The sequence below is a fragment of the Marinobacter sediminicola genome, from assembly GCF_031157525.1.
Lineage (GTDB): Bacteria > Pseudomonadota > Gammaproteobacteria > Pseudomonadales > Oleiphilaceae > Marinobacter > Marinobacter sediminicola.
The window spans coordinates 227,311-248,008 of sequence record NZ_JAVIXR010000003.1; the positions used below are offsets into that span (position 1 = coordinate 227,311).

General features: G+C 55.3%; 18 protein-coding genes and 1 riboswitch. Of the genes, 6 read left to right on the plus strand and 12 right to left on the minus strand.

Annotated elements, in window-relative coordinates:
- Positions 1 to 3: 3 nt before the first annotated feature.
- The 6 genes from RG807_RS05985 to RG807_RS06010 form a co-directional block, all read right to left on the minus strand.
- A complete protein-coding gene (locus RG807_RS05985) occupies positions 4 to 1,344 on the minus strand; it encodes a cyclic di-GMP phosphodiesterase (protein WP_298451212.1) in 1,341 nt (446 codons plus the stop codon).
- Positions 1,345 to 1,448: 104 nt separating this feature from the next.
- Positions 1,449 to 1,682 (minus strand): formate dehydrogenase subunit delta, encoded by a 234-nt coding sequence (locus tag RG807_RS05990; RefSeq protein ID WP_298451215.1) that lies wholly within the window; start codon positions 1,680 to 1,682, stop codon positions 1,449 to 1,451.
- On the minus strand, positions 1,679 to 2,518 hold the full coding sequence (fdhD, locus tag RG807_RS05995; RefSeq protein ID WP_309044084.1) for a formate dehydrogenase accessory sulfurtransferase FdhD: 840 nt from the start codon (positions 2,516 to 2,518) through the stop codon (positions 1,679 to 1,681). Before fdhD ends, RG807_RS05990 begins: the two co-directional genes overlap by 4 nt.
- Before the next feature lie 16 nt (positions 2,519 to 2,534).
- A complete protein-coding gene (fdhF, locus tag RG807_RS06000; RefSeq protein ID WP_309044085.1) occupies positions 2,535 to 5,471 on the minus strand; it encodes a formate dehydrogenase subunit alpha in 2,937 nt (978 codons plus the stop codon).
- Position 5,472: 1 nt separating this feature from the next.
- A complete protein-coding gene (locus tag RG807_RS06005) occupies positions 5,473 to 7,032 on the minus strand; it encodes a formate dehydrogenase beta subunit (protein ID WP_309044086.1) in 1,560 nt (519 codons plus the stop codon).
- 17 nt (positions 7,033 to 7,049) lie between these two features.
- Positions 7,050 to 7,580: a formate dehydrogenase subunit gamma gene (locus tag RG807_RS06010; RefSeq protein WP_309044087.1), complete on the minus strand. Its 531-nt coding sequence runs from the start codon at positions 7,578 to 7,580 to the stop codon at positions 7,050 to 7,052.
- Between the two features lie 92 nt (positions 7,581 to 7,672).
- Here RG807_RS06010 and RG807_RS06015 point away from each other — a divergent pair, with 92 nt between their 5' ends.
- The 4 genes from RG807_RS06015 to RG807_RS06030 all read left to right on the plus strand — a co-directional run bounded on the left by RG807_RS06015 (position 7,673) and on the right by RG807_RS06030 (position 11,728).
- Positions 7,673 to 8,743 (plus strand): substrate-binding domain-containing protein, encoded by a 1,071-nt coding sequence (locus RG807_RS06015; RefSeq protein WP_309044088.1) that lies wholly within the window; start codon positions 7,673 to 7,675, stop codon positions 8,741 to 8,743.
- A 107-nt stretch (positions 8,744 to 8,850) separates the two neighbouring features.
- Positions 8,851 to 10,575: a potassium/proton antiporter gene (locus RG807_RS06020; protein ID WP_309044089.1), complete on the plus strand. Its 1,725-nt coding sequence runs from the start codon at positions 8,851 to 8,853 to the stop codon at positions 10,573 to 10,575.
- Between the two features lie 108 nt (positions 10,576 to 10,683).
- Entirely contained in the window at positions 10,684 to 11,244 is a 561-nt protein-coding gene (locus RG807_RS06025) for a L,D-transpeptidase family protein (RefSeq protein WP_309044090.1), read from the plus strand.
- A 202-nt stretch (positions 11,245 to 11,446) separates the two neighbouring features.
- Entirely contained in the window at positions 11,447 to 11,728 is a 282-nt protein-coding gene (locus RG807_RS06030) for an Lpp/OprI family alanine-zipper lipoprotein (RefSeq protein WP_298451237.1), read from the plus strand.
- Between the two features lie 67 nt (positions 11,729 to 11,795).
- Here the strand turns inward: RG807_RS06030 and RG807_RS06035 are convergent, their stop codons facing one another.
- From RG807_RS06035 to RG807_RS06060, 6 genes are all read right to left on the minus strand, one after another.
- Positions 11,796 to 12,548 (minus strand): SDR family oxidoreductase, encoded by a 753-nt coding sequence (locus RG807_RS06035; RefSeq protein ID WP_309044091.1) that lies wholly within the window; start codon positions 12,546 to 12,548, stop codon positions 11,796 to 11,798.
- A gap of 48 nt (positions 12,549 to 12,596) precedes the next feature.
- A complete protein-coding gene (locus RG807_RS06040; RefSeq protein ID WP_309044092.1) occupies positions 12,597 to 13,646 on the minus strand; it encodes a L,D-transpeptidase family protein in 1,050 nt (349 codons plus the stop codon).
- 53 nt (positions 13,647 to 13,699) lie between these two features.
- Complete coding sequence (locus RG807_RS06045) at positions 13,700 to 14,269, minus strand: TMEM165/GDT1 family protein (RefSeq protein WP_200201512.1); 570 nt, start codon at positions 14,267 to 14,269, stop codon at positions 13,700 to 13,702.
- Positions 14,270 to 14,348: 79 nt separating this feature from the next.
- Positions 14,349 to 14,459, minus strand: a riboswitch (yybP-ykoY riboswitch).
- 38 nt (positions 14,460 to 14,497) lie between these two features.
- Positions 14,498 to 15,892 (minus strand): DHA2 family efflux MFS transporter permease subunit, encoded by a 1,395-nt coding sequence (locus RG807_RS06050; RefSeq protein WP_309044093.1) that lies wholly within the window; start codon positions 15,890 to 15,892, stop codon positions 14,498 to 14,500.
- A gap of 4 nt (positions 15,893 to 15,896) precedes the next feature.
- On the minus strand, positions 15,897 to 16,322 hold the full coding sequence (locus tag RG807_RS06055) for a MarR family transcriptional regulator (RefSeq protein ID WP_309044094.1): 426 nt from the start codon (positions 16,320 to 16,322) through the stop codon (positions 15,897 to 15,899).
- Between the two features lie 170 nt (positions 16,323 to 16,492).
- Positions 16,493 to 17,779 carry an MFS transporter gene (locus RG807_RS06060; RefSeq protein ID WP_309044095.1) on the minus strand — a complete coding sequence of 429 codons (1,287 nt, stop codon included), beginning with the start codon at positions 17,777 to 17,779 and terminating at the stop codon, positions 16,493 to 16,495.
- A 217-nt stretch (positions 17,780 to 17,996) separates the two neighbouring features.
- Between RG807_RS06060 and RG807_RS06065 the strand changes: the two genes are divergently transcribed.
- Both RG807_RS06065 and RG807_RS06070 read left to right on the plus strand, forming a co-directional pair.
- Positions 17,997 to 18,899, plus strand: coding sequence for a helix-turn-helix transcriptional regulator (locus tag RG807_RS06065; RefSeq protein WP_309044096.1), 903 nt, complete (start codon positions 17,997 to 17,999; stop codon positions 18,897 to 18,899).
- 16 nt (positions 18,900 to 18,915) lie between these two features.
- Positions 18,916 to 20,679, plus strand: coding sequence for an ExeM/NucH family extracellular endonuclease (locus RG807_RS06070; RefSeq protein WP_309044097.1), 1,764 nt, complete (start codon positions 18,916 to 18,918; stop codon positions 20,677 to 20,679).
- The last annotated feature ends 19 nt before the right edge of the window (positions 20,680 to 20,698 follow it).

The window sequence follows — 20,698 nt, forward strand, 5'->3', positions numbered from 1 at the left end:
ATCTCAATCGTTCTCTTCGGGATCAAGCGCTGGTGTAGTAGCGGCTACAATCAAACCGTCCCTCACAAAATCCCGCAAAACAATACCATAGGTGCCATCCGGCACCTCTTTGGATATATGAAAAACCTGATCTCTCTCGTCTGTTGGGCCGGTTTTCAGGTCCAGCATCCTGGCCGGTGTCACTGGTAATTTATGGGCATTCCGTACCATCAATACCTTGGGTTTGAGCTTATGGTCAGGATCACTCTCTACTACTATCCCTACCTCTCCATTCATCATTTCAACAATGGAGCCAGGTGGGTAAATCCCTATCATCTGGATAAACGCATCGGCCAGTTCCGCATCAAACTGAGTTCCGCGATTCTTGTGAATAATTTCTAACGCATGCATGGATGCCAGGGCTTTTTGGTACACCCGCTTACTGGTGATTGCATCGTAGGTGTCTACCAATGAAATGATCTTCGCAAAATAAGGGATTTTTTCAGCCGGCAGGCCCCGCGGGTACCCTTGGCCATCCACTCGTTCATGATGAGAAAAGGCAACATCCACGGCGGAATGCAGCGCAGCGCCCGTGCTCATCAGTATGGTTCGGCCATGAACTGCGTGGTTTTTCATCAAATCAAATTCGTCGGCGGTCAGGCGCCCTGGTTTGTTCAGAACTTCGTTCGGTATTTTGGTTTTACCCACATCGTGCAGCAGGCCGCACAACGCCAGGTTCTGAATTTCACCCTTTATCATGCCCAGTGATTTGCCAAACGCAGCCGCCAGTATGGACACGTTGATGCAATGCTCTGCGGTGTATTCATCCTGGTTTTTGATTCTGGTGAGCAGCATCAAGGCGTTCTCATTACGTAGAACGCTCTCCACACAACTGTTCACAACCGCTCGCGCGTTGTTGATGTCCAGAGCACGGCTTACCCGCAAGCCAGACATGATGGATTTGGCCGTATCTTGAGCCTCTTCAAATCGCATGCTGACGGTTTGAAGCTCACGGCCCACACTCACTTGATTAATATAGGAAACCCGCTTTCTCGGAATAACCCGAGCCGAGCCGGGTTGCGGTGTTTTTGCCTGTTGTTTTTTGCTTTTGAAAAAACCGGTAAGGCGATTGGAGCCGGGCTTTTTTTCTATGGGCTCGCGGTGTCTTTCAGCCACGCCCTGTATAAACACATACTCACACTGGCGGCGCACAGCGTGCAGCTGTGTCATATCGTTGATGATAAACCCCTGAACCAGGAAGTCTGTGTCTTCCCAGGGTCTATCCAGTCGGATGACGTGCATTCCGACTTCCAGGTCAGCGACATCGACCTGGGTTTCAATAAGCTCAACGTATGTGCCGCGCATGAGTTTTTCTCAAATGTGAAATTTCCAACATCAGCGCCAGGCAGTTTATATGTAAAACGTGCTTTGGGTCTGTTAAAAACGGTTAAAACCTGTACAGTTTCACGCTATACCTCCACAGCAGGCTCGAGTTTGTCGACCGTCAACTTCGCCAAAATAGACAACTCATCCGGGCGCTGGTTGGCATAGGCAATGATTTGCTGCTTCATGCTACGAGCCCAGAATTTTTGAAGGTGGTCGGCTGCTACATCGGTTACCTTTTCGTCGTCACCATGGTGCAGGTTATTGGCGATTATCTGGTCGAGCATCTTAATCAGGTTGTTCAACTGCTGATCACTCACAACTCTCTCTCCTGAGCCTTTTCATCGCCACGGGCATAGATTACGTGGCGGCCGGGGCGAGCAAATCCGATAAGGTTCATGCCACTTTTTTCGGCTTCGCGAATGGCCAAAGCAGTCGGGGCGGATACTGCCACCAGGCTGCCTATGCCCACGTTGGCGCTTTTCTGCACCATTTCAAAGCTGGCACGGCTGGAGATCAGTGCAAAGCCTTCACTGAAGGCTTGTTCGCCATGTTCCCGTAGCCGGGCGCCGATCAGTTTATCCAATGCGTTATGCCGGCCTACGTCTTCTCGCGCCATTACAATTCTGCCCTGAGAATCGCACCAGGCTGCACCGTGGGTAGCACCGGTTTGCAGTTGCAGTGGCTGGTGTTTTTTCAGGTTGGTCAGTGCTTCTTGAACGATTTCATCACCGGGGAGCGGCTTCGTCGCCACCTTTTCAAGGGTTCGCACCACATGAGCAAGGGATTCTGTACCGCAGAGCCCGCAACCGGTTCGGCCTGCCATGTTGCGGCGTTGCTCCCGCAAGCGGGCATAGCAATCGCCGGCAATGTGCATTTGCACCTCTATGCCGTCTTCGCTGGGTTTTATCTCGATGCTGAACAGCTGGTCCGGCCGCTGCAGAATACCTTCGCTCAGGCTGAAGCCCAGGGCAAAGTCCTTAAGATCACAGGGCGAAGCCATCATCACCGCATGGGACACTCCGTTGTACACCATAGCCACGGGTACTTCTTCCGCAACCAGATCGTGGGAGCGCGCGCCCTTGATACCGCCACGCACATTTACCCAGGCCTCGCTCACTGCTGGTGGCGAGGTTTTGCCAGGTGAATCAGCCACAGCCGCTGGCCTCTGATTACTTGAGAGTAGTTGCATGGCTATTTTCCTGCTTACTCATGGCCGGTTTCAGCAGTGCCTGCTGGCGCTTGTCGAAATCCACAAAATCCCGTTGCCAATCCGATGGCTGGGACACTTTTTCTACCTGAACGGCGGTTACCTTGTATTCCGGGCAGTTGGTGGCCCAATCGGAGTTGTCGGTGGTTACCACGTTGGCACCGCTGCCCGGGTGATGGAAGGTGGTGTAAACCACGCCCGGCAACATTCGGGTACTCACTTTTGCTCGCAGCACTGTATGGCCAACGCGGCTGCTGATGCCCAGCCAGTCACCGTCTTTTACGCCGCGCAGTTCTGCATCGCTGGGGTGCAGCTCCAGCACGTCCTCTTCATGCCAGTCGCTGTTGCTTGTGCGACGGGTTTGGGCGCCAACGTTGTACTGGGACAGGATTCGCCCTGTCGTCAGCAGCAACGGGAAGCGGCGGCTTGCACGCTCTTCGGTTGCCAGATACTCGGTTACCGCAAACCGACCCTTGCCGATGGGGAAGTCCGCCATGTGCATGGTGGGCGTACCATCCGGGTGCTCATCGTTGCAGGGCCACTGAATGCTGCCCAGCTGCTCCAGCTTGTCGTAATTTACGCCGGTAAACGTGGGGGTTAGCGATGCTATTTCATCCATGATTTCAGATGGATGGTTGTAGTGCATGGGGTAGCCCAGAGCGTTAGACAACGCCATGGTTACTTCCCAATCTTCCAGGCCCGCAACGGGCTCCATCACTTTGCGCACGCGGTTGATGCGGCGTTCAGCGTTGGTGAAGGTGCCGTTCTTTTCCAAAAAGGTGGAGCCCGGCAGCAACACATGGGCAAACTTGGCGGTTTCGTTCAGGAAGATGTCTTGCACAATCAGGCAGTCCAATGCTTTCAGCGCCGCTTCTACATGCTGGGTGTTGGGATCTGACTGGGCAATATCCTCGCCCTGCACGTAAAGAGCCTTGAAGCTGCCAGCGATGGCTGCGTCAAACATATTCGGAATGCGCAGCCCCGGTTCGTTATCGATGGGCACACCCCAAACAGCTTCGAAGCGCTCACGCACGGCTTGATCGTTCACATGCTGGTAGCCCGGCAACTCATGGGGGAAGGAGCCCATATCGCAGGAACCCTGCACGTTATTTTGCCCGCGCAACGGGTTCACGCCGCCACCCTCTTTGCCAATGTTGCCCGTGGCCAGCGCCAGGTTGGCAATGCCCATCACCATGGTGGAGCCCTGGCTGTGTTCAGTCACGCCCAGGCCGTAGTAGATGGCACCGTTGTCTGCCTGTGCATACATGCGGGCAGCCTCACGAACCTTGTCTGCCGCTACGCCGGTTACCGACTCTGTGGCTTCAGGGGAGTTGCGTTCTTCCGCAATAAACCTGCGCCAGGTGTTGTAGGCCTCAGTATCACAACGGCTGTTGATGAACGCCTGATCTTCCAGGCCTTCGGTCACAATCACATGGGCCAGGGCGTTCACTATGGCCACGTTGGTGCCGGGGCGCAGCGGCAGGTGCAGACCTTCCTCGGCATTGGGCGTGTGGACTAAATCGATTCGGCGCGGATCGATTACGATTAGCTTGGCGCCTTGGCGTAAACGCTTGCGCATCAGCGAGCCGAATACCGGGTGGGCATCCGTTGGGTTGGCCCCGATCACCATGATGGTGTCGGCCTTCATTACCGAATCGAAGGTCTGAGTGCCGGCTGATTCACCCAAGGTGGTTTTCAGACCATAACCAGTAGGGGAATGGCATACCCGTGCACAGGTATCTGTATTGTTGTTGCCAAAGGCAGCCCGCACCAGCTTCTGCACCAGATAGGTTTCTTCGTTAGTGCAGCGAGAGGAGGTAATGCCACCAATGCTTTCACGGCCGTATTGGGCCTGAGTGTCTTTGAGTTTTTTCGCCGCGAACGCCAGGGCTTCGTCCCAGGACACCACTTTCCAGGGGTCGTTAATGGAATCGCGAATCAGCGGCTCGCGAATGCGATCCTCGTGGGTGGCGTAGCCGAAGGCAAACCGGCCTTTTACACAAGAATGGCCGTGGTTAGCTTCGCCGCCTTTGTAAGGAACCATGCGCACCACCTGGTCGCCTTTCATCTCAGCCTTGAACGAGCAGCCAACACCGCAGTAGGCGCAGGTGGTGACTATGCTGTGCTCGGGCTGGCCGGCGTCGATCACGCTTTTTTCCATCAGTGTGGACGTAGGGCAAGCCTGCACACAGGCGCCACAAGACACACACTCGGAATCCATGAACGGGTCGTTCTGGCTAGCGACCACTTTGGAATCAAAGCCGCGGCCTTCGATGGTCAGCGCAAAGGTGCCTTGCACCTCGTCGCAGGCTCGCACACAGCGAGAGCAGACAATGCATTTGCTGGGATCGAAGCTGAAGTAGGGGTTGGAGCTGTCGGTTTCCGCATCCAGATGGTTCTCGCCGTCGAACCCGTAACGCACTTCCCGCAGGCCCACTACGCCAGCCACATCCTGCAGCTCGCAATTGCCGTTGGCCGGGCAAGTGAGGCAATCCAGCGGGTGGTCGGAGATGTACAGCTCCATGATATTGCGGCGCAGTTTCGCCAGCTTGCCGGTCTGGGTGGTAACGGCCATGCCTTCGGCCACAGGCGTAGTGCAGGAGGCCGGGTAACCGCGGCGGCCTTCAATCTCTACCGCGCACAGGCGGCAGGAGCCGAAGGCTTCCAGATTGTCGGAAGCGCACAGTTTGGGGATGTTGATGCCGGCCAGTGCAGCGGCACGTAATACCGAGGTACCTTCAGGAACTGTGATATCACGACCATCCACCGATATGGAAACCAACTCTTCTGAGAGACTGGGCGGTGTGCCCAGATCCCTGGAAAAAGAGTCGAAATCAGGGTTCAGGCCGTTCTTGCCAGGCTCGTAGCTTTGGGTGCTGGGATCGTAGTAATGCAACATATCAAGCCTCCACCTGGCGCGGACTGGCCATCAGGTCTTCTGGGAAGTATTTCATAACGCTCTGTACCGGGAAGGGGGTCATGCCGCCCATGGCGCAGAGGGAACCGTCCACCATGGTTTCACACAGGTCTTCCAGCAATTCCAGATTGCTGTTCTGGTTCTCACCCGCGCGGATGCGGTCAATCACTTCCACACCGCGCACCGAACCGATTCGGCATGGGGTGCATTTGCCACAGGATTCAACAGCGCAGAACTCCATGGCAAAACGGGCTTGTTCGCCCATATCCACGGTGTCATCAAACACCACCACGCCACCGTGGCCAATACCGGCACCGAGTGCGGCGAAGGCTTCATAATCCATGGGAGTGTCCCATTGGCTTTCCGGCATGTAGGCCATGAGCGGCCCCCCCACCTGCACAGCTTTCATTTGCCGGCCGGTAAAGGTGCCTGCGCCAAAGTCTTCCAGCACGGTGCGCAAGGTAACGCCGAAGGCCAATTCAATCAGGCCTCCCTGTTTGATATTGCCCGCCAGCTGAATGGGCAGGGTGCCCAGTGAGCGGCCCATGCCGTAATCCGCGTAGGCTTTGCCGCCGTTCGCCATTATGTACGGCACGGCCGCCAGCGAGAGCACGTTGTTTACCACTGTAGGTTGCCCGAACAGCCCTTTGATGGCGGGTAGTGGCGGCTTGGAACGCACCAGCCCGCGCTTGCCTTCCAGGCTTTCCAGTAGTGAGATTTCTTCACCACAAATATAGGCGCCTGCGCCAAGGCGCACTTCAAGGTGAAAGGGGCGACCACTACCGCAGACGTTTTCGCCAAGATAGCCTTGAGCCTCGGCCCTGCGGATGGCTTCGTTCAGCATCTTCTCCGACAGCAGATATTCCGAGCGCACATAGATAAAGCCCAGAGTCGCGCCCACTGCCAAGCCGGCAATAGCCATGCCCTCAATCAGCATGTAGGGGTCGCACTCCATCACCAGGCGGTCGGCAAAGGTGCCGGAATCGCCTTCGTCGGCGTTACACACCACGTACTTCTGCTGGCCATGCGGCTCATCCAGCACGGTTTGCCATTTGATGCCGGCGGGGAAGGCGGCGCCGCCACGGCCACGCAGGCCGGAGGCTTTTACTTCGTCCACAATGTTCTGGGGTGTTAGTGCAGCGGCTTTCTCCAAACCGGCGAAGCCACCATGGGAAATATACTCATCAATACAAATGGGGTCGGTGATACCGATGCGGGCAAAGGTCAGGCGCTGCTGCTGCGCAAGGTATGGGTGCTTTTCGATATCGCCCAGATGCAGTAGGTGATCCGGTTTGCCTTCAAACAAGCCTGCAGCTGCTAACCCCTCTACTTGTTCCGGCTCTACCGGGCCATAAGCCACTCGGCCCTCGGGTGTTTGTACTTCCACCAAGGGTTCCAACCAGAAGAGCCCGCGGGAACCATTGCGCACCAGGTTTATTTGCTGGCCTTGCGCTGCGGCTGCGTGCTTTAGTTCTTGCGCTACACGGTCGGCGCCCAGAGAAAGAGCTGTGGTATCGCAGGGCACATACACGGTTATTGTCATTAGATTTGCTCCTGCCTTCATTTTAGCTGCAAAACAGACGTGGTGAGTTTGTCCGCCAGCTGGTCGAACTTTTGGGGGGTCATTCGACCGATCGTTTCATTGTTTACGCGAATAGAGGGGCCACAGGCACAGTTGCCCAAGCAATACACCGGCTTAAGCGTGAACTCGTTGTCCGCTGTGGTTTGGTGGTAGTCCACACCAAGCTTTTCCTGAACGTGCCGCTCAAATGCGCGGCCACCCCGCGCCTGACAGGCTTCCGCACGGCAGACTTCCAGCAGGTTGCTGCCGGCCGGGCGGGTGCGAAAGTGATGATAAAAGCTGATAACCCCGTGAATATCGGCGCGGCTCTGCTGCAGCATTTCAGCAATAATGGGCACAGCGCCCTCTGGCACATAGCCAATGCGGTTCTGTATGGCATGCAGAATGGGTAAAAGCGCACCTGGCTTATGCTGCAGGGCTGCGACTTCCTGGCGAATGATGTCAGGGCTCCAGTCCTCGGGCACGGTCATCACCGGCGCGTTATGGTTGGTGTTCTCTGACATATGCATAATCGTTCCTACCTGTTTTTATTCTGATACAGTAATCAAGCTCTCTTCAGGAAAATTAGCACTCCCCGCACAGCTAAGGAATATGAACGCAAATGCATAACAAGAAACTGGATATAGCCCCTGCGTGGGTGTTTCGCACCGACACCGATGAATTCTTCGAGCCGGTTCTATTTCGTTTGCTGGAAAGCATTCGCGATACCGGCAAGCTAACGGTTGCGGCAGCGGCTGCCGGGGTGTCGTACCGACATGCGTGGAACCTCCTGAACCGGGCTGCGGATATTCTGGGCTTGCCGCTTGTGATTATGCGCAAAGGGCACGGCAGCCAGCTCTCTGCGTTGGGGGAAACTCTGCTGTGGGCCGAACACCGGGTAAAAGCCCGGCTGGGGCCTCAAATCGATAGCATGGCAGCGGAGTTGAATGATCAGGTTCAGCAACTGTTGGCCGGGGCACAACCCACTCTGCGCCTGCATGCCAGCCATGGGTATTCGGTTGCGCTCTTGCCTGAGTTCTCCCAACAGATAAACATCAACCTGCAGTACAGGAACCCGGAAGAAGCACTGACTGCGCTAAACCGTGGCGAATGTGATGTAGCGAGCTTTCACTTGCCAACGTGCCCGGCGCTTGCCCGGCAAATTATCAGCCACTACCGAAAACATCTAAGCGGGAACAACTTGCGGCTGATTCGCTTTGTTACCCGTCGCGAAGGGCTGATGATGCGTAAAGGTGAGCACGAAAACATTCGCACCTTGAAGGATCTGAGCGAATCTGGCCTCAGCTTTGTGAGCCGGGACCGCCACTCAGGCACTCGCATCCTCTTTAATTTGTTGCTGAAGCAACAGGGGGTTGCTGAGCGAAGCATCAATCGCACGCCCCAGCAGGAGTTTACCCACACAGCTATCGCGGCCTTTGTGGCTTCGGGTATGGCAGAGGTGGGCTTTGGTGTGCAGGCGGCGGCGGAGCAGTTCAATCTGAACTTTATTGAATTGGCGTGTGAGCACTACATGTTGATCTACCGTCAGGATCGCTTACCGGCTGCCACACTGGAATACCTGACCACATCAATGAAATCCCCGGCGCTGATAGATCGTATCAACACGGTGCCGGGTTATGAGCCAGACAACCTTGGCGAAATCACTACCTTTGACGCACTGACTACTCGGTAACATTGAGGAACACTCTTACTTGTCTATCGGACTCGCGATGGGCAAACTTGGACTAGCCCACTCGCGCTTCCGCCATTTCCCGGCAAGCAGTCACATACGGAGTTCTGATGGATCCAATGCTCACCCTGGTCGGTGCTCTGATGCTTGTCATCAGCATCCTGTTGAGCCCGCTTTCCAGCCGGGTAGGCATGCCGGTCCTGCTTGTTTTCCTTGCGGTGGGCATGATGATGGGCAAAGACGGCCCGGGCGGCATCGAATTCGATGATTTCCAACTTTCCTTCCTTGTAGCCAGCCTGGCGCTCGGCGTTATCCTGCTTGATGGCGGCATGCGAACCCGGGCTGAAACCTTCCGCGTTGGCCTGAAACCCGCCATGTTGTTAGCTACGGTCGGTGTTGCCATAACAGCACTGGGGGCGGCGCTTGTCGCTTGGCTTGTGTTCGATTTGAGCTGGATGACTGCATTGCTGGTGGGCGCCATCATTTCATCCACCGACGCGGCTGCCGTATTTTCGTTGCTGCAGGGGCGCGGACTGCACCTGAATGAGCGGGTGAGTGCCACTCTGGAAATCGAATCCGGTAGTAACGATCCCATGGCGATCTTCCTGACGCTGATGATGGTTACCCTGATTGCCAGCGACGGCGATCACGCCATTCAGGATTCACTGATTCTGTTGTTCAAGCAGTTCAGCATTGGTGGGATTGGCGGCGTCCTTGGCGGCTTTCTGATTTCCGAACTGACCAACCGCATTCGCCTGATGCCATCACTCTATCCACTGCTGGTAGTAGCCGCAGGCATTCTGTTGTTCTCCGTTATTAACCTGTTGGGCGGCAGCGGATTTTTGGCAATCTATCTTTGCGGCGTGGTGATCGGCAACCGCAAGGTTCGGATGATGCCGATGATTCTGCAGGTGCACGACGGCCTGGCCTGGCTGGCTCAGCTTTGCCTGTTCCTGATTCTGGGGCTTCTGGTGAACCCCTCCGACCTGCTGCCACTGGCGGGCGCGGGCCTGGTACTGGCGTTGGCAATGATTTTCGTGATCCGGCCGATCACTGTTCTGGCGACGCTCTGGCCCTTCGGCTTTAACCGCCGGGAGCTGGGCTTTATCAGCTGGGTGGGTTTGCGAGGTGCCGTGCCGATCGTGCTGGCACTATTCCCGATCATAGCCGGCCTACCGGAAGCACAACTGGTGTTCCATGCGGCTTTCTTTATTGTTCTGGTTTCTTTGTTGGTTCAGGGCACCACAATAACACCGCTTGCGCGCCTGTTGCGCCTGGAAATCCCGGCAGATGGTGAGCCTTTTCGCCGTTTGCCCCTGGACGCCCCTGCGGCGGGCGACCACGAATTGATGCTGTTCCCGTTGCGAGGCGAGAACTGGGAAACCCCAAGGTTGCTGAGCCAACTGCGCTTCCCTGAAAACACGGCTGTTGCCGGCGTATTCCGCAACCGGGTGTGTCTACAGCCAAAAGCTGATCTGGAGGTATCCAGTGGCGACATGGTGGCCATGTTTGCCACGCCCAGCGTGCTGAAAGAACTGGGCAAAGCACTGAGCGGCCGTCACACGCCGAAGTATCTTGCGGAAAGAGCTTTTTTCGGGGACTTTGTGTTGAATGGCGATGCGCTGCTTGGTGATGTAGAGCAAGTGTACGGTATCGCATTTGATGAGTTGGCGCCGGAGTTGTCACTGGCTGAATGTTTTGCCAAGCGCACCAAGGGTCATCCGGTTGTTGGCGATACCGTTGTTTTGGGGCCAGTCACTCTGGTGGCAAGGGCAACCGAAGCCGACCAGGTTACCAAGGTGGGTTTAAAAATGGATAAGTCACAAAACGTGTGATCTATGCACGGGATAGCTATAAAAGTTAACAAAACCCCTTAACATCCCCAGGGGCGGTTATGTTATAAACTGAACTGCATAAAGATTAATCATTGGTAAGTTTAGTATATGGCTATTCCCCGCTTATTAACCCGGTGTTTTCTGGCACTTTTTATTACGGCATGCTTTCCGGCCTATGGCACAGAGTTGCTGGCCAGAGCCGACACCTACATGCCGGTCATTGAGGACTCTCCAGGCGATTCCCTGGTGGTTAACAAGGTCTTGGTGAAGAAAGGACAACGGCGGCTCTTCCTGATGAATGGGGAAGAGATTGTGCGCAGTTACCGCATATCACTGGGAGACAACCCCAAGGGCCATAAGCTCTATGAAGGCGACGAGCGCACTCCCGAAGGCGACTACACGCTGGATTGGCGCAACTCGGGCAGCGACTTTTACAAATCCATTCACATTTCCTATCCCAGCGAAACCGACCGTGAGATGGCTGAAAACTGGGGTTTGAGCCCGGGTGGCAGCATTATGATACACGGCCTGCCCAATGGCTCAGAAGACATGGCTTTTGCCTATACAGGTCTGGACTGGACCAACGGCTGCATTGCCGTTAACAACCAGGAAATGGACGAAATCTGGCAGCTGGTCAACGATGGCACGCCAATACGCATCCTTCCCTGACGACTTTTCCGTGGTACAAATATTAAGTTGTTGTCATATCCTAAGAAAATATACATATACTGAGTTAACAATTCCTCTCAGAGTGTTTTACACTGTTTCACGACTCCGGTAGTCAATGCCTATCGGGCCGATGCTATTAGAAAGTCGTCTATACTGACTTTTGAAACACCAGGAAATAACTCGACCAATAAGGGGATTTACAATGCGTAAACTGACAATCGCCGGAATCGCACTGGCTACTGCTCTGACTGCAGGTTGTGCAACTAACGATCAGGGCGCTCTTGACGAAGCAAATGCAACTGCAAGCTCTGCTGAGCAGTCTGCAGACAAGGCAATGAACACCGCTAACAGTGCAGCTAGCGCTGCGCGTTCTGCTCAGCAGACCGCTGACCGTGCACTGGCCGCAGCTAAAGCAGCTCAGAAATCAGCTGACGAAGCTAACGAGCGCGCCAAGCGTATGCTCGATCGTGCAAGCAAGAAGTAAGACTTCTGCTTAAAAGCATGATAGAAAAAGGCCGGGATTCCCGGCCTTTTTTATTGCGCTTGATTCGTCAGAACAGCTTGGCCAATACTGAAACCGGCAGGCGCCGGATGAGGAAGCCAATAGGCGTCCAGGGCCAACAAGGCACAAAACTCTCACTCTTCCCGGACTCAATGGCTTTCACCATCGCCTTGCAGCCAGTTTGCGCATCCACAATGAACGGCGCATTTTTCACCTTTTCATTGATTGCTGTTCTGATATAGCCCGGATACAGCGTTGTCACCTTGATGGGCGATTTCGTCTTTTTCAGTTCAACCCGCAAGCCCTCTGAAAGCGCCGCAAGGCCCACCTTGGTTGCCGCATAGGTGTTCACATTACCCGGCATGCCGCGCACAGCGGTTACTGACGACACGGTTACCAGATGCCCCCGGTTTTGCTCACGAAAAATCTCCATGGCCGCTTCCATTTGCGCCAGGGCGGCAACAAAGTTGGTTTCTGCGGTTTGGCGGTTGGCGTTAAACGCACCGGTACCCAGAGGCTGGCCTTTGCCAATGCCGGCATTAACGATAATCCGGTCCAGGCTGCCAAATTCCTGCTGAAAGGCCCTGAACACCTCAAAATTCTGTTCGTGATTATTCACATCCAGTGCACGAATACTGATAGTAATCTGAGGGTATTTGCCCGCCAGCTCATCACGCAAGGTTTCCAGCCGTTCGGTACGGCGAGCGCACAGGGCCAGGTTATCGCCTCTGGCCGCAAACTCACGGGCCATGCCCTCACCAAGTCCGGAACTGGCTCCGGTGATCAGTATGGTGCGTTTCATGAATTCTCCCGATTTATCGTTATATGGAAAACTGCGCTGCGCGCGACATCAGAAATACAGCTTCTGTTCCGGCTTATCTGATACTGGGCTCTGTTTGTCTTTAGGCGTTTTGTCTGAAGCCACCTGTGAAATCTGCTCTCCCACCATAGCCGGAATACCGTCCGCCTGGTCTACCGCCAGCTCTATCGCCTTGCGCTGAACCTCTACACCCGGGTGTTTCAAGCGGAAGGCTTCAACCTCCTGAGTTACTTCTCGCCATAGGCGATCTCTGTCCTGCTGGCTGTAGTCTTCATGGGGGCGGTGAACTTCAAGCCACACTTCTCCTCCGGACATGCCCATCTTTACCGGCTTATTCACAATCTGGACCGACGTCCCTTTGCTCACCTGATAAACAAAACGCGAGATGTCTTCGTTGTACATGCGAAAGCAGCCATGACTGACGGGCATTCCAACGCCAAACCGTTTGTTGGTGCCGTGAATCAGATACCCCTTCTCACTCAGCAAAAGAGCATGGGTTCCTAACGGGTTATCCGGGCCAGGCGGAATCATGCGGGGGAGGAAATCACCCGAGGCTGCATGTTCGGCACGAATGCTCTCGGGGGGATACCACGCCGGTGATTCCAATGGCATGGTGACCTTTGCATCGGCCAGTGGGGACGGATTCTCGGAGGTGCCGACGCCCACCGGATAGACCTGCACACCATCTTCTGCAAAATAGTAAAGCCGGTATTCCGCCAGGTTAATCACAATGCCTTCACGGCGGACATCCGGAATTATGTACTGGCGCGGCAGGGTGATGTTGGTGCCTTCACCCGGGAGCCAGGGATCGACCCCCGGATTGGCTTTCACCAATTCGAGATAGCCCATTGCAAGCTGGCTACCCACTTCGGCAAAGGTATCTTCGTACTGGGTGGTAAACACGTCGAGCCGGCCCGCCAGATCCCCTTTGATCTCGAACGTTGGTACACGGGGGCTACGATCCGTTGCCTGCACCGCCGCAGGCTGCTCTGGCGTGCTTTTTGGCTTTGCCGCCCACACCGGCTGAAAAGCCAGGCTTCCTGCTAGTAACGCCAGTACTGAATACGTTTTAAATCCCATAAACCCCATTCCAGATAAACCTGCTTCTTAGCATGCAGTGACAGCCGACACCCTCAGTAGTTCCAAACCACTGATGACAGTGTCACAACCGCCATAACTGCGAACAATATACTTGCACAAACCCGGGCAGCTGCCAGCGGCAATCTGTCCATCAACCAGTGCCCCGCTATAATAACCGGTATATTGGCCAGCAACATCCCCGCTGTTGTACCGATAACAACCCAGAGAGTCTCAGTATAGCGAGCAGCCAGAACAACGGTGGCTATCTGGGTTTTGTCGCCCATCTCTGCGAGAAAGAACATCACCGTGGTTGCTGTGAAGGCGCCCATGCCCAGAAACCGTGAGCTTTCGCTGTCGTCTTTATCTGGCACCAACAACCACAGGGCAATTACCACAAAGCTCAGGGCGAGAATCCAGGGTAACCAGGCTGCAGGAATCCAGGCGGCCACCCAGGCTCCCAACCAGGCCGATAGTGCGTGATTCAGGATCGTCGCAATGAGTATGCCCATAATGATGGGAAAGCGCTGGGAGTAGCGAGCAACGAGGAACAGCGAGAGTAGCTGGGTTTTGTCGCCAATTTCGGCAATGGCAACGGCTACTGTAGAAGTGAGAAATGCGTCCATGGATTCTTCCGGGGCGGATAGTCAGACATGAGACAGCTCACCATCCGCCCTTGGGGGTGAAACTGCCTCAGGTCTCGCCAATTTCACTGAAACCAAGTGAAACACGGTAGCCATGGGGATTGAGCCCCAAGTATGTTGACCACCGTCCGCCCCGGATACCGGTTGCGGAGGCTACTCCCCTGAAGAGTTGAACTAATGCTAATCAATCACGCGGATTATGGCAAACCGTTAAGCGCGCATGCGCCAAACAGGCAACACCGCCACCGCTACAAATACAGCAACCAGCCACCAGGCCGCATGGAACGCATTGATTGTGGGTACGCCGCCGCTGTGCTCACCAAACTCAATGGTCAGTGCCACAATATTCACGCCAAAAGCCCCACCCAACTGGCGGGTAAAATTGATGGTACTGGAGCCTGCGCCCAGCTCTTCGGGTTTAAGTGGGTTCAGCGCGCCAATAGACAAGGATGGCAACATGAACCCAATCCCTATACGCCCAAATACGGTCCAGAGCGCAAGCCATCCAAACGCCAGAGTAAGGTTAGATAGCGCAAAAAGTATGGCCGATGACGCAAACATCGCCATACCGAAAATAACCAGTTTACGTGCATCACCGCCACGGTCGGCGAGCTTTCCGGCCAGCGGGAATGTCATGCCCAAAACAATGCCCGCCGGCAGCATCAGCAGCCCCGCCTGGGTCGCTGTATAACCCAAGGCCGTTTGAACATAGAGCGGTATCAGGTAGGTGGAGCCAAACAGCGCCAATCCCAGCGCCATAGCGCCCAGATTGGCATACAGGAAGCTGGGCTTACGCAGCAGGCTGACATTTACCAAGGGATGCTTTATGCGCTTTTCACGCAGAACAAACAGAACCAGTAGCAGCAGCGCCACCAGCCCTTCAATGGCAACCCGAACTTCCTGACCGTCCAGATTTTGCAGGCGGTTCAGGGTATCAAGGGCAAGCCCGATAGTGGCGCCCAGCAACACCAGGCCGGGCAGATCAAACCGATAAGGCGCTGGCCGGGAGGCCGGTACCGGCAGGAATCTCAGCGCCATAAATACGCCAATGAATGTGACCGGTGCCGGCGCAAACATTACAAAACGCCAGTCCAGTTGATCCACCAGAAAGCCGCCCAGCACAGGCCCAAGTGCCGGTGCCAACACCACGCCCATGCCATAGATACCCATGGCTTGACCACGTTTATTGCGGGGGAATATGCGGAACACAAGGTACATGCCCATGGGCTGCATCAGGCCAGCCATGGCGCCCTGGCCAATGCGAGCGGCAATGAGTTGCTCCGGTGAACTGGCAAAACCGCCAACCACGGAAATCACTGTAAACGCTGCCATGGCAACCGCCAGGGTCTTGCGCACGCCAAAGTGATCAAGCAGCCATGAAGACGCCAGCATGGTGGTGGTCATGGCCGCAATAAACCCGGTTGCGAGCCAGTGCACCATGCCTTGGCGAATACCAAATTCCACCATGATTTCGTGAAGTGCCACATTCACTACAGTGGCACTCAACACGGTGGCAATGGTGCCCACCATTACCGTACAGACCGCTAGCCAACGCCAGCTATCGCCATATCGGGCCGTCAGCCCTGCTACTGAATTATCACTCAACGGATTACTTCTGCATTTCGCCGTTTTCCATGATTCTGTGGAACACCTTCAGGGCGACCGCAATATCGCCTTCATCCACACCCTCAAGCATTTCATCCCGCAGCAGATTGGCACGAGCAGTGAGAACCTCCATGAATTCACGGCCAGGGTCGGTCAAGTGCAACCGGCGGGCTCTGCGATCGTTGGGGCAAGCCCGACGCTCAATCAATTTCTGTTGTTCAAGGCTATCGAGCAGACGCACAAGCGTGGGATTTTCAATGGCCATCAATCCGGCCAGTTCACGCTGGGTCAGCCCTTCGCCACCTTGCTGCAGATAAACCATGGTGGTCCATCGAGCCTGGGTGACGCCCAGGTCTTTGAGGCGTTCATCCAACAATTTCCGCCAGCGGCGGGTTACTCGAGCGACGGCAAAAGGGAACTCATCTTTCATAGTGACTACTCCGTTCCGAGGCCGGAATCGCGCTTCGCGTATCGTGCTGCGCCGGCCCACAGGCTTACATTACAGGAAAGCTACCAATAGTAAGCTAACAATTGGCATAAGAACAGATGTAAAAATAAAAACAAAATCGGAAAACCTGAAATTTACTCAAAGTCCCGGGTTCAACCTGTGTGACGCAGGGACTCCTCGTTCATTTCCTCAGCCTCCGGAGACTCACAAAACTCCGTATTTCGCGGATCCAGCTCTGTCAGTACAGACGAGGTTTCCGGCATGGCTGGCACATAGTCTTCCTGATCTTCCACTGCTACGTCTTCTGTGTAGGTAATGCGCAGGGATGTGACGATGGCAAGAACCAGCAGGAACCCGGCGTTGCCCAGGAACAAGCCTTTTGGGCCCAGCAGGTTGATCAGCTCGGCCATCACGATGGGGCCAATCACACTGCCAACGCCATAGCTGAGTAACAGCGTGGCGCTGGCCGCAACAATACGGGTGCTTTCCATGCGGTCGTTGGTGATCGCAACGGAAATCGGGTAAATCGTTGCCGAAAGGCCGGTAAACGCACCTACCAGAAATGTGAGCTGCCAAAGGTTGTCGGCCCCGGTAAAACTGACACCAACCGCTGCCAGCGCGGCGAAAAACACTACCCAGAACATCACTCGGCGCCGGTCAAAGCGGTCACACAGCCGCCCCAAAGGCCAAGCAAGTATCATGGCGGCTATAATGGCGCTGGCCATGAAGGTTGATGTTTTGGCGACATCCAGCCCCATCAAGGTCGCGTAAACCGGGCCCATGGCATAAAACCCACCAATGAGAACGCCACAGACCAGAGCTCCTGCAACACCGGTAAACGACTCTCGGGCCAAGGTGAAAAAGGAGATACGCTGAACCTGCTCGATGATGGGAGCCTCCATGCGGGTGAGCGACAGAGGAACCAACGCCAGAGTCAGCAAAATCGCGGCGATGGAAAACGGCATGAAATTGGCGGGGTCACCCACGTTGATTATGAGCTGCCCTCCCGCCGCAGAAAGGTAAAAAATAATCTGATAGACCGCAAACATTGCCCCGCGATTGCTGTTGGTCGCTCGGCTGGAGAACCAACTCTCAATGACCACCAAAACGCCTGCGATGGTAAAACCGGAAAGCACGCGTAAGAGCGCCCAGAACACCATCGATATAGCCATCGGATACATCAATGACGTAACCGCTGCAATCGCCGCAAAAACTGCAAACGCGCGGATATGCCCGACACGGCCGATAATATGGTGCACGTAGAGGGTGCCCAGAACAAAGCCAATGGAATAGCACACCAACACCCAGCCGATGATGTCGGGTGAAACCGACTCGATGCTCAGGCGAATGCCCAGCAACGTCATCAGAAATGCATTTCCGCTGACCAGCAAAACGATGCTCAAAAGGAGAGCAGAAAGAGAGGCGACCATTCGGGTCATGGCGGAAACTCCGGAGGTTCTAACCAGCTATTACAGCAGCCCTTAGCGGGCCTGACTACTAAGCACTTCCCGAAGCGGGAAAAAGCCTCGGAGCGCAGCAAACTGGGGCCACTGCGCTGTTTCACAGCGTTTTACATTAATGCGCCGTAACAGACCCGCAAGTCCATAGGAGGTAACATCGATAATCATTATTCAACGAACCCGTGAGCGTCTGGTTATGAAAAAAACGGACTGGCCCATCCGATGGGATTTGCTGCTTCGCTACCGTCTCATCGAAACCATCGCACTGTGGGAAGGTCGCCTGACGACAAATCACATTTGCCACAGCTTTGGTATTGGTAGGCAGCAGGCATCCAAGGATATAAACACATACCTGCGCGAACTCGCCCCGGGCAACCTTGTTTATGACCGCCATCTAAAGGGCTATGTGCCGGCTCCCCGTTACCAGCCAGTCGTGACCCGCGGGCATGTCAGCGAGTATCTGGATCTACTGGCACGCCAGCAAAGCCTCAGCAGTACATTTGAAGCCCTGGACATCGGTTTGCCAGACAGCACCGTTGTATACAGCCCTAACCGCGTCATTGCACCCGAAACCATGCGCGCTGTCGTAACGGCAACACGATATGGCAGGCAACTCCGAGCCAGCTACTCTTCCCTGAGCCGCCCCGAAGCCGTTGAAGGCATTCTTGAGCCGCACACTCTGGTGTGCACAGGCAATAACTGGCACCTGCGCGCCTGGTGTGATTCCAACCGGGAGTTCCGGGATTTTGCCCTCAGCCGCTTCCACGCAGCACCTGTGGCCCTGCGGCAAAAGGCGAAACACTCCGTGCAGCAGGATGAAGACTGGAACCGCACGGTTACCATGTCCATCTCCCCGGATCACCGCCTTACCGAAGCTCAGCAAAAAATCATCGCGCTGGACTATGGCATGGAACATGGCCGCCTGGACGTTGAGACCCGCGCAGCTCTCGCACCCTATGTGCTGTCGCGCCTGGGAATCACGCTCGACAATTACCATCCGGACCCACTCGTTCAGCAACTAGAACTGACCAATCCGGATCACCTCGGATTTGGCAGCAAACGTGAACGCGCCCTGAAAGCCGTAGCTGGCCTACGCTAACCGTTAAGCGAGCAGTGTGAACTCAAGCATCGGGAATGTTGGTGCCTTAATTTTTATTCTGGCACTGCTGCCGGCCTCTCAGATATTGGCTGCCACTTCCTGTGGCAGTCCGGCAACGCCGATTTCCGAAATTCAGGGCCGAGCTGACAGCTCTCCACTGGCTGGCCACAGGGTTACCGTTGAAGGTGTGCTCACTCTCGATGCTCGCATGAGAGGCGGTTTTACCGGCTTTTACTTGCAGCAAGCGGATGCTGAGACCGACGAAAACCCTGAAACATCAGAAGCCCTGTTTGTTTATACCCGCAAGAAAACCGGCACACCCGGTGAGCGCCTTCGAGTGACCGGCACCGTAAAAGAATTTCACGGCCTGACTGAGCTGGTTAACATAAAAACCATACAGTCTTGTGGCCCCGCGGGGCTTCCTGAAGCTCAATTTCTATCGCTGTTACAGCCGGGGGCCTTCGAGTCTCTGGAGAGCATGCGCGTTCATATAGCCCAGCCCCTGACCATCATTGATTCCTGGAATCTCGCTCGTTACGGCGAGCTGACGCTGGCTGTTAGCGATCAGGTTGTACCAACAGAGTATCAGGAGCCTGGGCCCAAGGCGGCAGCGGATGCGGCACGTAATCAGCAGCAAAGATTGCTGCTGGATGATGGCCGCGGCGTGCGCCAACCTACACCGATTCCCTGGCCCCCGGGAGGGTTGACGAGCACCAGCACCATTCGCAGTGGCGATAGCGTCCATGATATAGCTGGTATTCTCGATTACCGGTTCGGGGCCTGGAGAATACAGCCCGAACGCCCCCCAATCTTCAGTACAGTGAACACTCGCCCTTCGGCTCCGCCACGGCCAGACACCCCGCATATCCGGGTAATGACCATGAACCTGGAAAATTACTTCAATGGTGATGGTGAAGGCAATGGTTTTCCCACTACACGTGGTGCGCCAACTACCAAGGCTTACAAATTCCAGCATAAGCGGCTGGTAGAAGCGCTACAACAGCCAGACCCCGACATACTGGCGGTCACAGAGCTGGAAAACGACGGATACAATGAGACCAGCGCGATAGCGCAACTGACTCGGGCCCTCGGCCCTGATTGGTCTTTTATTGCGACCCCGGGCGCAGACGGTAACGACCAGATACGCACGGGCTTGCTGTACCGCCATGACCGCGTTATAGCTGTCGGGCAGCCCGAACGCCTGACCAACGGACCGTTCAGTAAACAGGGCCGGCCGCCTTTAATGCAGGCGTTCAGGCCCAGGGGCCAACCCTCTTCCATTCAGGTAGTAGTGCCACACCTGAAATCTAAATCCTGCAGGGGTGCTACGGGCAAAAACCAGGACACGAATGATGGGCAGGGCTGCCACGCTCATCGTCGTTCAGAGGCTGCTCAAGCCCTTGTGCAATGGCTTGGGCAGTTACCGAAAACGTCTGCTCATGTCGGCACACTGATTGCCGGCGATCTAAATAGCTATTACAAAGAAGCACCACTACACACCCTGAAGCTTGCCGGCTTCACCAGCATGGTGCATCACTTTCATCCATGCTCTGCACAGCAGTGCGATCACTACACCTTCAGGTACAAAGGCGAGAAGGGCACATTGGATTACGCGCTTGCCTCATCGTCACTCGTGCCACGAGTACTCAACGCCAGCACCTGGGCCATCAACGCCGACGAACCACGCGCCCTCGGCTACAAGGCCAATTTGCCGGGCACCGCTGCATTGCCCTGGCGCTCTTCAGATCATAACCCCGTGATTATCGATATCCGGTTCTAACCCCTTCCTCATATTCCTG

Bases quoted from the DNA above. Each gene is read 5' to 3' on its own strand.
- RG807_RS05985 (WP_298451212.1), bottom strand. From the start codon at position 1,344: ATGCGCGGCACATACGTTGAGCTTATTGAAACCCAGGTCGATGTCGCT.
- fdhF (WP_309044085.1), bottom strand. From the start codon at position 5,471: ATGTTGCATTACTACGATCCCAGCACCCAAAGCTACGAGCCTGGCAAG.
- RG807_RS06005 (WP_309044086.1), bottom strand. From the start codon at position 7,032: ATGACAATAACCGTGTATGTGCCCTGCGATACCACAGCTCTTTCTCTG.
- RG807_RS06010 (WP_309044087.1), bottom strand. From the start codon at position 7,580: ATGCATATGTCAGAGAACACCAACCATAACGCGCCGGTGATGACCGTG.
- RG807_RS06015 (WP_309044088.1), top strand. From the start codon at position 7,673: ATGCATAACAAGAAACTGGATATAGCCCCTGCGTGGGTGTTTCGCACC.
- RG807_RS06020 (WP_309044089.1), top strand. From the start codon at position 8,851: ATGGATCCAATGCTCACCCTGGTCGGTGCTCTGATGCTTGTCATCAGC.
- RG807_RS06025 (WP_309044090.1), top strand. From the start codon at position 10,684: ATGGCTATTCCCCGCTTATTAACCCGGTGTTTTCTGGCACTTTTTATT.
- RG807_RS06030 (WP_298451237.1), top strand. From the start codon at position 11,447: ATGCGTAAACTGACAATCGCCGGAATCGCACTGGCTACTGCTCTGACT.
- RG807_RS06035 (WP_309044091.1), bottom strand. From the start codon at position 12,548: ATGAAACGCACCATACTGATCACCGGAGCCAGTTCCGGACTTGGTGAG.
- RG807_RS06040 (WP_309044092.1), bottom strand. From the start codon at position 13,646: ATGGGATTTAAAACGTATTCAGTACTGGCGTTACTAGCAGGAAGCCTG.
- RG807_RS06045 (WP_200201512.1), bottom strand. From the start codon at position 14,269: ATGGACGCATTTCTCACTTCTACAGTAGCCGTTGCCATTGCCGAAATT.
- RG807_RS06055 (WP_309044094.1), bottom strand. From the start codon at position 16,322: ATGAAAGATGAGTTCCCTTTTGCCGTCGCTCGAGTAACCCGCCGCTGG.
- RG807_RS06060 (WP_309044095.1), bottom strand. From the start codon at position 17,779: ATGACCCGAATGGTCGCCTCTCTTTCTGCTCTCCTTTTGAGCATCGTT.
- RG807_RS06065 (WP_309044096.1), top strand. From the start codon at position 17,997: ATGAAAAAAACGGACTGGCCCATCCGATGGGATTTGCTGCTTCGCTAC.